Origin of the sequence: Nocardia rhizosphaerae (genome assembly GCF_042650365.1) — a bacterium.
Classification (GTDB): domain Bacteria; phylum Actinomycetota; class Actinomycetes; order Mycobacteriales; family Mycobacteriaceae; genus Nocardia; species Nocardia rhizosphaerae.
The window spans coordinates 289,647-300,442 of the sequence record NZ_JBHSBA010000006.1 but is presented as its reverse complement, the minus strand read 5'-3'; the positions used below and the strand labels follow the sequence as shown (position 1 = coordinate 300,442).

At 67.5% G+C, this 10,796-nt stretch carries 14 protein-coding genes and 1 riboswitch; of the genes, 6 read left to right on the top strand and 8 right to left on the bottom strand.

What is annotated here, in order from left to right; translation table 11 throughout:
- The coding region (locus tag ACFOW8_RS14880; RefSeq protein WP_378551187.1) for an FAD-dependent oxidoreductase at positions 1-502 on the bottom strand (502 nt) is incomplete at its 3' end.
- Between the two features lie 188 nt (positions 503-690).
- On the opposite strand from ACFOW8_RS14880, the gene ACFOW8_RS14875 reads away from it, so the two are divergent.
- The 3 genes from ACFOW8_RS14875 (at position 691) to ACFOW8_RS14865 (ending at position 2,963) form a co-directional block, all read left to right on the top strand.
- Positions 691-1,149 carry an Rv0361 family membrane protein gene (locus ACFOW8_RS14875; RefSeq protein ID WP_378551186.1) on the top strand — a complete coding sequence of 153 codons (459 nt, stop codon included), beginning with the start codon at positions 691-693 and terminating at the stop codon, positions 1,147-1,149.
- Positions 1,150-1,193: 44 nt separating this feature from the next.
- Positions 1,194-1,310, top strand: a riboswitch (SAM riboswitch).
- A gap of 17 nt (positions 1,311-1,327) precedes the next feature.
- Positions 1,328-1,744 carry a rhodanese-like domain-containing protein gene (locus tag ACFOW8_RS14870; protein WP_378551185.1) on the top strand — a complete coding sequence of 139 codons (417 nt, stop codon included), beginning with the start codon at positions 1,328-1,330 and terminating at the stop codon, positions 1,742-1,744.
- 10 nt (positions 1,745-1,754) lie between these two features.
- A complete protein-coding gene (locus ACFOW8_RS14865) occupies positions 1,755-2,963 on the top strand; it encodes an O-succinylhomoserine sulfhydrylase (protein WP_378551184.1) in 1,209 nt (402 codons plus the stop codon).
- Between the two features lie 267 nt (positions 2,964-3,230).
- On the opposite strand, the gene ACFOW8_RS14860 is transcribed toward ACFOW8_RS14865, so the two are convergent.
- A complete protein-coding gene (locus ACFOW8_RS14860; protein WP_378551183.1) occupies positions 3,231-4,337 on the bottom strand; it encodes an SPFH domain-containing protein in 1,107 nt (368 codons plus the stop codon).
- A 2-nt stretch (positions 4,338-4,339) separates the two neighbouring features.
- On the bottom strand, positions 4,340-4,561 hold the full coding sequence (locus tag ACFOW8_RS14855; RefSeq protein WP_378551182.1) for a hypothetical protein: 222 nt from the start codon (positions 4,559-4,561) through the stop codon (positions 4,340-4,342).
- A gap of 121 nt (positions 4,562-4,682) precedes the next feature.
- On the opposite strand from ACFOW8_RS14855, the gene ACFOW8_RS14850 reads away from it, so the two are divergent.
- Both ACFOW8_RS14850 and ACFOW8_RS14845 read left to right on the top strand, forming a co-directional pair.
- Positions 4,683-5,306: a DJ-1/PfpI family protein gene (locus ACFOW8_RS14850; protein ID WP_378551207.1), complete on the top strand. Its 624-nt coding sequence runs from the start codon at positions 4,683-4,685 to the stop codon at positions 5,304-5,306.
- Positions 5,306-5,767, top strand: a complete 462-nt coding sequence (locus ACFOW8_RS14845; protein ID WP_378551181.1) for a MarR family winged helix-turn-helix transcriptional regulator — start codon at positions 5,306-5,308, stop codon at positions 5,765-5,767. The genes ACFOW8_RS14850 and ACFOW8_RS14845 overlap by 1 nt, the downstream gene beginning before the upstream one ends.
- A 134-nt stretch (positions 5,768-5,901) precedes the next feature.
- Here the strand turns inward: ACFOW8_RS14845 and ACFOW8_RS14840 are convergent, their stop codons facing one another.
- The 4 genes from ACFOW8_RS14840 to ACFOW8_RS14825 form a co-directional block, all read right to left on the bottom strand.
- Positions 5,902-6,450, bottom strand: a complete 549-nt coding sequence (locus tag ACFOW8_RS14840; protein WP_378551180.1) for a YceI family protein — start codon at positions 6,448-6,450, stop codon at positions 5,902-5,904.
- A gap of 22 nt (positions 6,451-6,472) precedes the next feature.
- Positions 6,473-7,093 (bottom strand): FMN reductase, encoded by a 621-nt coding sequence (locus tag ACFOW8_RS14835; RefSeq protein ID WP_378551179.1) that lies wholly within the window; start codon positions 7,091-7,093, stop codon positions 6,473-6,475.
- Positions 7,094-7,128: 35 nt separating this feature from the next.
- Positions 7,129-8,220, bottom strand: coding sequence for an LLM class flavin-dependent oxidoreductase (locus ACFOW8_RS14830; RefSeq protein ID WP_378551178.1), 1,092 nt, complete (start codon positions 8,218-8,220; stop codon positions 7,129-7,131).
- A gap of 76 nt (positions 8,221-8,296) precedes the next feature.
- Complete coding sequence (locus ACFOW8_RS14825; RefSeq protein WP_378551206.1) at positions 8,297-9,055, bottom strand: HAD-IIA family hydrolase; 759 nt, start codon at positions 9,053-9,055, stop codon at positions 8,297-8,299.
- A 154-nt stretch (positions 9,056-9,209) separates the two neighbouring features.
- Here ACFOW8_RS14825 and fgd point away from each other — a divergent pair, with 154 nt between their 5' ends.
- Positions 9,210-10,220: a glucose-6-phosphate dehydrogenase (coenzyme-F420) gene (gene fgd, locus ACFOW8_RS14820; protein WP_378551177.1), complete on the top strand. Its 1,011-nt coding sequence runs from the start codon at positions 9,210-9,212 to the stop codon at positions 10,218-10,220.
- Between the two features lie 65 nt (positions 10,221-10,285).
- Here fgd and ACFOW8_RS14815 read toward each other — a convergent pair whose 3' ends face one another.
- The gene (locus ACFOW8_RS14815; RefSeq protein ID WP_378551176.1) at positions 10,286-10,792 is read right to left on the bottom strand and encodes a nitroreductase/quinone reductase family protein; all 507 of its coding nucleotides are present in this window, start codon (positions 10,790-10,792) and stop codon (positions 10,286-10,288) included.
- Positions 10,793-10,796 lie beyond the last annotated feature (4 nt).

Genomic DNA, 10,796 nt, shown 5'->3' with positions numbered 1-10,796 from the left:
TCTTGGCCAGCACCCGCGCCACGTCCAAGGCGACGTTGCCGACACCGAGCACGGCGACCTTCTCCGCCTCCAGCGGCCACGAGCGCGGCACATCCGGGTGCCCGTCGTACCAGGAAACGAAGTCGGCGGCACCGTAGGAACCGTCGAGGTCGATACCGGGGATCGGCAGGGCGCGGTCGGCGTTGGCGCCGGTGGAGAAGATCACCGCGTCGTAGAACTGACGCAGGTCGTCGAGGGTGATGTCGGTGCCGTAGTCGATGTTGCCGAGCAGGCGCACCTGGTCCTTGTCGAGCACCTTGTGCAGGGCGGTGATGATGCCCTTGATCCGCGGGTGGTCGGGCGCGACACCGTAGCGGATCAGGCCGAACGGGGCGGGCATGCGCTCGTAGAGGTCGATGCTCACCTCGGCGTCGGACTTCATCAACGCGTCGGCGGCGTAGATACCGGCCGGTCCTGCGCCCACGATCGCAATGCGGAGCGGGCGGGTCATCTGTTCGGTCATTTCTACGCGCACCCTTTGGTCGAGAACTGTTGACGGCGTCGATTTAGCTTAGGCTAAGTTGACGATCCGGCTGCTGGCGGCTGTCCGCACCGTCGGCAGCAGGCCGCATTCTGGCGATTCTAGCTGCGGCATCGTGGCCACCCGGCGCGCGGTGTGGTTGCCCGCCCCGGGTCTGCCAGGATTACAGCATGAACGAGGAGCAAACAGGGTCGGACGACGGGCCCATCGTGGTGGATCAGACCGACAAGCGTTCCATCGTCCCGTTCGTCGCGGCGGCGGTGATCGCGGTCATCGTGCTCATCGGCATCGTGCTCGGGGGCGTGCTCTCGCCCGCTGAGAAAAATGTCACAGTGGCCGATCGGCTCGCGGCCGCCGTCACCAACTATATCGACGCGCGCTCGCGCAGCGAGCTGCGTCCGCCGCCCGGTGTGGCCTGCGAGGGCTTCGACGAGGTGAAATCCGGTCTGTCCGAACGCCTCGGCGGCCCGGATTCCGAGGTGACCATCGACAAGAAGGGCTTCGACAAGGCCACCGTCAACGGCTCGCGGGGCAAGATCGACGCCACGGTGAAGGTCGGCGACGAGCCGTCGACCTTCACCTGGAACCTGACCCAGGTCGACGACACCTGGCTGGTCTGCACCCCCTGACCGTTTGACACGGTGACCGGTGCCGGGGCAATCTCAGATCGCAAGGTCATGAGTGCCAGCGTCAAGCCCCGGCTCGCTGGTCGGCAACCCTCCTCCGCGGTGGGGTGCTCCGGGTGACGACCTGGCCGTGTGCTGGACGACCGCCACGGCAAGAGCGGATTCACGCAGGAGGTTCGACATGAATTACGCCGGCGACATCACGCCCGAGAAGGCGTGGGAGATCCTGACCGAGCACCCCGGTGCGGTGCTCGTCGACGTGCGCACCGAAGGTGAGTGGGCGCAGATCGGCATCCCCGACACCAGCTCCATCGAGCGCCCGGCCCACTTCATCGAGTGGGTCGACGGCACCGGGACCCGCAACCCGGCCTTCGGCGCGCAGCTCGAGCAGGCGCTGGCAGGCAGGCCCGACGACGCTCCCGTGGTGTTCCTGTGTCGCTCTGGCCAGCGCTCCATCGGCGCGGCGACGGTGGCGACCGCGGCGGGCATCACCCCGTCCTACAACGTGCTCGACGGTTTCGAGGGCGGTCCCGACGCGTTCGGGCAGCGCGGCAGCGTCGGCTGGCGCGCGGTCGGCCTGCCGTGGCGCCAGGCATAGGGAGAAACGCATGATCACCGGTGGTTCGTTCGACAAGCCGCTGCCAGAGGGCGTCGGCCCCGCAACGCTCGGTGTGCGCGGCGGCCTGCGCCGATCCGGCTTCGAGGAGACCTCCGAGGCGCTGTACCTGACCTCGGGTTTCGTCTACGAGAGCGCCGAGGCGGCCGAGGCCTCCTTCACCGGCGAGGTCGAGCACTTCGTCTACTCCCGCTACGGCAACCCGACGGTGGCCATGTTCGAGGAGCGCATCCGTCTGCTCGACGGCGCCGAAGCCGCGTTCGCGACCGCGTCCGGCATGTCGGCGGTGTTCACCGCGCTGGGCGCGCTACTGAAGGCGGGCGACCGGCTGGTGGCCGCGCGCAGCCTGTTCGGCTCCTGCTTCGTGGTGTGCAACGAGATCCTGCCGCGCTGGGGTGTGGAGACCGTCTTCGTCGACGGTGACGATCTCGACCAGTGGGAGCGGGCGCTCTCGGTGCCCACCCAGGCCGTGTTCTTCGAGACCCCGGCCAACCCGATGCAGACCCTCGTCGATGTCCGCAAGGTCACCGAGCTCGCCCATGCCGCGGGCGCGAAGGTGGTGCTGGACAACGTCTTCGCCACCCCGCTGCTGCAGCGCGGCTTCGAACTCGGCGCCGACGTGGTCGTCTACTCCGGCACCAAGCACATCGACGGCCAGGGCCGCGTCCTCGGCGGCGCCATCCTCGGCGCCACCGACTACATCGACGGTCCGGTCAAGAACCTGATGCGCCACACCGGCCCCGCGCTGAGCCCATTCAACGCCTGGACCCTGCTCAAGGGTCTGGAAACGATGCCGCTGCGGGTGCGCCAGTCCACCGAGTCCGCGCTGAAAGTGGCTCAGTTCCTGGAGACGAACAAGTCCGTGAACTGGGTGAAATACCCCTTCCTGGAATCACATCCGCAGTACGCGCTGGCCAAGTCGCAGATGTCCGGCGGCGGTACCGTCGTCACCTTCGAGCTCGCGGGCGAGGACGGCAAAAAGCGCGCCTTCGAGGTGCTCAACCGCCTGCGCATCATCGATATCTCCAACAACCTCGGCGACGCGAAAACCCTGATCACCCACCCCGCCACCACAACTCACCGTGCGATGGGCCCGGAGGGCCGAGCCACCATCGGCCTCTCCGACGGCGTCGTCCGCATCTCGGTCGGCCTCGAGGACATCGAAGACCTACTGGCCGACCTCGACCACGCCCTGAGCTAACTCCCGGAATGGCCCGCCGAATCAGTCTGTCGAAATCCGGCGGGCCATCCGTATTCGCCCGAATCCTGCGCGGGATCTCCCGCCTGCTCGCGAACATCGTCGAATGGCTTCTCGGCCTACTGTTCTGAGGAACTGCGGCTCACCACTCGCCCTGGTTGTCGGGTGTGGACCCCGCACCGCGGCAGACGTCAGCCCGACCGGGTGATGATGGGGAGCGTCTGCAACTTGCTTGTATGAACGCGATGCGGCAGCACCATCCCGACCTCGTCATTCTCCTTTGAGGCCGTCGCTCTCGCCGTTCGACAGCGCCTTCTGCAAGGAGTTGAAGACGGTGAGCCCCTGTCCGACCATCCCATTGACGAGTTCGCCCACACCGTCGGGCCCGTTCAACACGGTGAGGTTGGCGTTGGACAGGCCCGCGGAGGCCTGTTTGACGATTTCGGGGAGTTGTTCGATGAGGAGCTGATCCAGGGCGATGCGGTTGTTGGAGGCGGCTGCTTCGGCCTGGATGCGGGTGCGGTCGGCTTCGGCCTCGGCGAGGATGCGGACGCGTTCGGCCTCGGCCTGAGCGGGTTTCACGACCTCGGCTTGCAGTTCCTGCTCGCGCAGTTCGGCGTTCTTGCGGGCCTGCTCGGCCTGGGCGGTGAGCACCTCTTGGCGGGCGATGGCGTCGGCCAGCGGGCCCGCCTGGGCGGCTTCGGCTTCGGCCCGGTCGATATCGCGCTGGTACTGGGCCTTGAGGATCGAGGTCTCGCGTTCGTATTCGGCCCGACGGCGCAGCGATTCCTGTTCGGCCTCGGCGGAGCGCTGGGCGGCCTGGGCCTGGGCGATCTGGGCGTCGCGCTGCACGGCGGCGTTGTGCGGGGCCGCGAGGGCGTTGATGTAGCCGAGGTCGCCGTCGTCGATGGACTGGATCTGGAAGGAATCGACCCACAGGCCGATATTGCTCATCTCCACCTTGGAAGCGAGCAGCACCTCGTCGGCGAGCTTCTGGCGCTCCCGGATGATCTCCTCGACGGTCATCGAGCCGACGATCGAGCGCAGGTGACCGGAGAAGATGCGCCCGGTGAGCACCGACATCTCCTGCTCCTGCTCGGACAGGAAGCGCTGGGCGGCGTTGACGATGGAGGGGGTGTCGTTGGCGACCTTGAACGCGATCACCGCGCGCACATCGAGCTGGATCGCCTGCTTGGTGACGCAGCGTTCCCTGATCTCGGATTCGAACATGGCCAGCGACAGGTAGCGGACCTTGCGGAAGAACGGGATCACCCAGGCACCACGGCCGATGATCACCTTGAACGGCGCGTTGTCCTTGGACGTGCCACCGCTGACCAGCATGGCCTCATCGGGGTCAGGAACGTGATAGCCCAGCATCTTCAGTTCTCCTTCGTGAGCGGAATCCAGGTGACGACGTCGACCACCCGGCCCGGATGGACCGCGACGATCAACACGGTGGCTCCGGCCTCGATCGGCTCGTCGGCCCGGGCGAGATAGCTCTCGGTGCCGCCGCGGATCGCGACGAGCACTTCGCCGAGCGCGCCCGCCGCCCGGATCGGTGACGTGAGGGTTCCCGTCAGGCCCTGCACCGGGTCGGTCATCGCGCTGAAGTCTCCTTGTCTCGCACCGGATGCCGTCAGCGTACGATGTGCGGCCTTCGGGTGGGTTTCGAGTTCCTTATTGACAGTATCCTGTCATTTATGACAGGATACTGTCATGTCGATGAAAACCGTGCACATGGCCGTCTACGACACTCTCGCGGACTGGGAGGTCGGCGCCGCCACCGCGCATCTCGCCAATGGCAACTTCCATCGGGAGCCGGGCACCTTCGAGGTGAAAACGGTGGGCCTGAGCGCGACGCCGATCACCACGATGGGGCGCCTGCGGGTCACACCGGACCTCGCGCTCGCGGAGGTGGATCCGGCCGACAGTGCGATGCTGATCCTGCCCGGCGCCGATCTGTGGGACGGCGAGACGCTGACGCCGTTCGCGCACAAGGCGGCCCAGTTCCTCGCCGCGGGCGTGCCGGTGGCCGGAATCTGCGGTGCCACCTTCGGTCTGGCGAAGGCGGGCCTGCTCGACGATCGCAAGCACACGTCCAATGCCGCCGAATATCTCGGGTACAGCGGGTATTCGGGTGCGCAGAACTACGTGGAGGCGCCCGCGGTCACCGATCGTGACGTGATCACGGCCGACGGCATGTCCCCGTTCGAGTTCGCCAGGGAGATCTTCGCGCGCCTCGGGGTGTACGAGCCTCATGTGCTCGACGCCTGGTACGCGCTGTACGCGCATCGGGATCCCGCGGCCTATGCCGTGCTCGCGGAGTACGAGGCCGCCAACGCCTGATGCACGAACAGGAACTGTTTGCGACCGCCGCGATCACATCGTTTCGGCTCAACGGCCAATTCCTCGCCATCGCCGAGGAATTGGCGGCCCCGGCCGGGCTCACCGCCGCGTGGTGGCAGGTGCTCGGTGCGGTTCTCGCCGAGCCGCTGCCGGTAGCGGGTATCGCCCGCGAGATGGGCATCACCAGGCAGAGCGTGCAGCGCATCGCCGATCTGCTGGTCGACAAGGGGTTGTGTGAATATCGGCCGAACCCGGCGCACAAGCGGGCCAAGCTGGTCGCCGCGACCGAGGCGGGCTCGGCCGCGGTGCGTCGGATCGACCCACAGCACGCGCGAGTCGCCAACCGCCTCGCCGCGGAGCTGGGACCTGCGGAGTTCGCGAATGTCGTCGCCGCGTTGACTCGCCTCTCGGCGGCGGTCGATGCGATCACCGCCGAGGGGGTGGGGGCTCGGCCGCGCTGAGCCCACACAATCAGCCCGAATCGTCGCGATCGGGACCATTCGGGACGGAAGTGAACGTGCAGCGTGGCTTCCGCCTTTGGTGGGCTGCTCGGCACGACGCCCTCGGCACCAGCCGAGGGCGTCGAGTCGCGCGCTCAGCCCTGCAGGACGACCTCGATCTCGAGCGTGAGGGTGATCTTGTCGCCGATCACGGCGCCGCCGTCGGGCAGCGGCATGTCGATGTCGAGGCCGAAGTCGCGGCGCGAGACCACCGTCTTGGCCTCGAACCCGGCGACCGGGCCGTTGCCCATACCCGGGTTCACGCCGAGGAATTCCACCTCCAGCGAGACCGGCTTGGTGTTGCCGCGCACGGTGAACTCGCCGTCGACGACGAAATCGTTGCCTTCGCCACGGAATCCGGTGGACTTGAACGTCATCACCGGGAACTGTTCGGCGTGGAAGAAGTCGGCGGTGCGCAGGTGGCCGTCGCGCTGGGCGTTGTCGGTGGTGAGGGAGTCGACGCGGATCTCGGCGTTGGCCGAGGCGCTGCCGTCCTCGTCGATGACGAGCGCGCCGTCGAAATCGGTGAAGCGGCCACGGACCTTGCTCACCATCAGGTGGCGTACCGAGAAGCCGACGGTGGAGTGGGCGGCGTCGATGGTCCAGGTGCCCGCGGTGAGGCCGTTGGTGAGTGCGGTGGTCATGATTGCTCCTTGGTTGGTCGGTCTAGCGGGGTGCGTTGGCTGCGAGCAGATTCGCGAACGGGGTCGGCTCGTCGTAGGGGTCGGCGGACACGGCGGTGGGCCTGCCGAGGATCTGGGTGGTGAATTCGGCCGCGGCGCGGTCGATCCGGTTGTTCAGTGCCTGGTCGGCGTCGCGTGTGCCCCAGTCCGACGTCGCGGCGTAGACGGCTGTGGGGACGACGATCGAGCGCAGGTAGGTGAACAGCGGGCGCACGGCGTGTTCCAGCGCCAGTGAGTGACGTTCGGTGCCGCCGGTGGCGCCGGCCAGTACCGGCTTGCCCGCGAGCGAATCCGGTTCGAGCACATCGAAGAACGTCTTGAACAGGCCGCTGTAGGAGGCGCTGAAGATCGGTGTCACCGCGATCAGGCCGTCGGCGGTGACCACCTGGTCGATCGCGGCCCGCAGCGACGGTGCCGGGAATCCGGTGAGCAGGTTGTCGGCGAGTTCGCGGGCGTGATCGCGCAGGTCGACGACGTTCAGTTCGACCTCGGCGCCCGCGGCGCGCAGTTCGCGCGTGGTCGCGGTGGCCAGCCGGTCGGCCAGCATCCGGGTCGACGACGGCTGTGACAGTCCAGCTGACACCACGGCGATGCGGGTTGTCATGCGATCACCTCCGTGTTCGGTAGGGGGTGCCGACGTCATGCGCCGACCTGGGCGGCGCTCTTGGCGGCCAGCAGTGCGGCGTGCGTCGGCGCATCGGGCACATGCGCGGGGCGCCCTGTCGCGAATTCCTTGCGCAGCACCGGAATCACTTCCTCGCCGAGCAGATCGAGCTGCTCGAGCACCGTCTTCAGCGGCAGGCCGGCGTGGTCCATCAGGAACAGCTGACGCTGGTAGTCGCCGAAGTGCTCGCGGAAGGTGAGCGTCTTCTCGATGACCTGCGCCGGGCTGCCGACGGTGAGCGGAGTCTGCGCGGTGAACTCCTCCAGCGAGGGACCGTGTCCGTAGACGGGTGCGTTGTCGAAGTAGGGCCGGAATTCGCGGACCGCGTCCTGGGAGTTCTTGCGCAGGAACACCTGGCCGCCGAGGCCGACGATCGCCTGGTCGGCGCTGCCGTGACCGTAGTGCTCGTAGCGGCGGCGGTACAGCTCGATCAGCCGCTGGAAGTGGTCGGTGGGCCAGAAGATGTGGTTGGCGAAGAAGCCGTCTCCGTAGTAGGCGGCCTGTTCGGCGATCTCCGGGCTACGGATGGAGCCGTGCCAGACGAATGGCGGCACGTCGTCGAGCGGGCGCGGGGTGGAGGTGAACGACTGCAGCGGGGTGCGGAATTTGCCCTCCCAGTCGACCACGTCTTCGCGCCAGAGCCGGTGCAGCAGGTGATAGTTCTCGATGGCCAGCGGGATACCGTCGCGGATGTCCTTGCCGAACCACGGGTAGACCGGGCCGGTGTTGCCGCGGCCGAGCATCAAGTCGACCCGGCCGTCGGCCAGGTGTTGCAGCATCGCGAAGTCCTCGGCGATCTTCACCGGGTCGTTGGTGGTGATCAGCGTGGTCGAGGTGGACAGCAGGATGTTCTCGGTGCGGCCCGCGAGGTAGCCGAGCATGGTGGTCGGCGAGGACGGCACGAACGGCGGATTGTGGTGCTCGCCCATCGCGAACACGTCGAGTCCCACCTCCTCGGCCTTCTGCGCGATCGCGACCATCGCCTTGATCCGCTCGGCCTCGGTGGGAGTGTGGCCGGTGGTGGGATCGGTGGTCACGTCACCGACGGTGAAGATTCCGAACTGCACGGACCCTCCTTTGGTTGCCATGGCAACTATAACCAGGAGGTGCGGAAACCTATTCCATGGTGATGCGGATCACATGTCAGTCGGTGAACGGTGTGCGGGTGCGGCCGATGAGTTCGGCGACCGAGTCGACCACGAGCGTTGGCCGGAACGGGTACTGCTCCACCGAGCTCTTGGTGGAGATGCCCGAGGTGACCAGGATCGTGCGCATCCCGGCCTCCAGGCCGGAGATCACGTCGGTGTCCATCCGGTCGCCGATCATCACCGTGCTCTGCGAGTGCGCGCCGATGCGGCGCAGGGCCGACCGCATCATCAGCGGATTCGGTTTGCCCACGTAGTACGGATCCTTACCGGTGGCGCGGGTGATGAGCGCGGCGACCGAACCGGTGGCCGGCAGCACGCCGTCGCGCGAGGGGCCGGTGGCGTCGGGGTTGGTGGCGATGAACTTGGCGCCGCGCTCGACCAGCCGGATCGCGGTGGTGATGGCCTCGAACGAATAGGTGCGGGTCTCGCCGAGCACCACGTAGTCGGGGTCGCTGTCGGTGAGCACGTAACCGATCTCGTGCAGCGCGGTGGTGAGGCCGGACTCGCCGACGACGTAGGCGGTGCCGTTGGGCCGCTGGTCGTCGAGGAAGGTGGCGGTGGCCAGCGCCGAAGTCCAGATGGACTCCTCGGGTATGTCGAGGCCGGAGTGGCGCAGCCGCGCCTGCAGATCGCGCGGGGTGCGGATCGAGTTGTTGGTCAGCACCAGGAAGGGGATGTCGTTCGCGCGGAGTTCGGCGAGGAAGTCGTCGGCGCCGGGGATCAGCTGATCCTCGTGCACCAGTACGCCGTCCATGTCGGTCAGGTACGACAAGATCCGATCATCCTTGGCGGTCACCAGCTAATCATCCGCTAAAAGGCGTTTCCGTGCGACCGGACAGGAGATATCGGCGTTGGTTAGTGTCGAAGCGGCAGGGGCTGCGACGACGCGAACGACAGGAGTGGCTGGGATGGTTGATCTCAAGCTCGGATACAAGGCATCGGCCGAACAGTTCGGCCCGCGCGAACTGGTCGAGCTGGCGGTGGCCGCCGAGGAGCACGGGCTCGACAGCGCCACCGTCAGCGATCACTTCCAGCCGTGGCGCCACAACGGCGGCCACGCGCCCTTCTCCCTGGCGTGGCTGGCCGCTACCGGCGAGCGTACCGAGCGCATCATGCTCGGCACCTCGGTCCTCACCCCCACGTTCCGCTACAACCCGGCGGTGATCGCCCAGGCCTTCGCCACCTTCGGCTGCCTGTACCCGGGCCGGGTCATGCTCGGTGTCGGCACCGGCGAGGCGCTCAACGAGATCGCGACCGGATACTCCGGTGATTGGCCCGATTTCAAGGAGCGTTTCGCCCGTCTGCGCGAGGCGGTGAACCTGATGCGCGAGCTGTGGACCGGTGAGCGCACCGATTTCGACGGCGAGTACTACCACACCGTCGGCGCCTCCATCTACGACGTGCCCAAGGGCGGCATCCCCGTCTACATCGCCGCCGGTGGCCCGGTCGTCGCCCGCTATGCCGGTCGCGCGGGCGACGGTTTCATCTGCACCTCCGGTAAGGGCATGGACCTCTACACCGAGAAGCTGATGCCCGCCGTCGCCGAGGGTGCGGCGAAGGTTGGGCGCGATGTCGCCGGGATCGACAAGATGATCGAGATCAAGATCTCCTACGACACCGATCCCGAACTGGCCCTGCAGAACACCCGCTTCTGGGCGCCGCTGTCGCTGACCGCCGAGCAGAAGCACGACATCACCGACCCGATCGAAATGGAAGCCGCCGCCGACGCGCTGCCGATCGAACAGGTCGCCAAGCGCTGGATCGTAGCCAGCGATCCCGACGAGGCCGTCGCCCAGATCAAGCCCTACCTCGATGCCGGGCTCAACCACCTCGTCTTCCACGCGCCAGGGCACGACCAGCTGCGTTTCCTCGATCTGTTCGAGCGGGATCTGGCGCCGCGGCTGCGCGCCCTCGGCTGACCGCGAGGCCGAACCACTCGGCCGGTTCCGGCATCTCGTCGAACTGCCGGGCGGGCGGCCGCTCGCTATGCCCGGCGGAGGGCGAAGATGCGCAGATCGCGGGTGGTGCGGTTGCGGTAGGCGGTGTAGGCGCCGGTGATCTCGACGAAGCGGGCGAACACCGCTTCTTTGTCCGCCTCGGGGACCTGGGTGGCGACGACCGGGATGCGCTCGCCTGCGATGGCGACGGTGGCGTTCGGGTCGGCGAGCAGGTTGGCGGTCCATGCGGGGTGGTGCGCCTGGCCGAAATTGGAGCCGACGACGTAGAGGGTGTCGCCGTCGTGCACGTAGAGCAGCGGCTGGGTGCGCTTGACGCCGGACTTGCGGCCGGTGGTGGTCAGCAGGATCACCGGGGCGCCGATCGGGCCGAGCACGGTGTACTTGGCGTCGGTGCGCTCGAGCAGGGCCCGGTCCAGCGGCGTCACCGTGCGGATCAGCCAGGAACCCGGCTTGGTCGCGGCGAAACGGTTGGCGGCGCGGGAGAGCAGGGTGGTGCGCGAACCCCACTGCCGATCCGGGAACGGCGTAGTCATGGGC

Coding starts and splice junctions, on each gene's coding strand:
- ACFOW8_RS14875 (WP_378551186.1), top strand. CDS start 691: ATGAACGAGGAGCAAACAGGGTCGGACGACGGGCCCATCGTGGTGGAT.
- ACFOW8_RS14870 (WP_378551185.1), top strand. CDS start 1,328: ATGAATTACGCCGGCGACATCACGCCCGAGAAGGCGTGGGAGATCCTG.
- ACFOW8_RS14865 (WP_378551184.1), top strand. CDS start 1,755: ATGATCACCGGTGGTTCGTTCGACAAGCCGCTGCCAGAGGGCGTCGGC.
- ACFOW8_RS14860 (WP_378551183.1), bottom strand. CDS start 4,337: ATGCTGGGCTATCACGTTCCTGACCCCGATGAGGCCATGCTGGTCAGC.
- ACFOW8_RS14855 (WP_378551182.1), bottom strand. CDS start 4,561: ATGACCGACCCGGTGCAGGGCCTGACGGGAACCCTCACGTCACCGATC.
- ACFOW8_RS14850 (WP_378551207.1), top strand. CDS start 4,683: ATGAAAACCGTGCACATGGCCGTCTACGACACTCTCGCGGACTGGGAG.
- ACFOW8_RS14845 (WP_378551181.1), top strand. CDS start 5,306: ATGCACGAACAGGAACTGTTTGCGACCGCCGCGATCACATCGTTTCGG.
- ACFOW8_RS14840 (WP_378551180.1), bottom strand. CDS start 6,450: ATGACCACCGCACTCACCAACGGCCTCACCGCGGGCACCTGGACCATC.
- ACFOW8_RS14835 (WP_378551179.1), bottom strand. CDS start 7,093: ATGACAACCCGCATCGCCGTGGTGTCAGCTGGACTGTCACAGCCGTCG.
- ACFOW8_RS14825 (WP_378551206.1), bottom strand. CDS start 9,055: ATGGACGGCGTACTGGTGCACGAGGATCAGCTGATCCCCGGCGCCGAC.
- fgd (WP_378551177.1), top strand. CDS start 9,210: ATGGTTGATCTCAAGCTCGGATACAAGGCATCGGCCGAACAGTTCGGC.
- ACFOW8_RS14815 (WP_378551176.1), bottom strand. CDS start 10,792: ATGACTACGCCGTTCCCGGATCGGCAGTGGGGTTCGCGCACCACCCTG.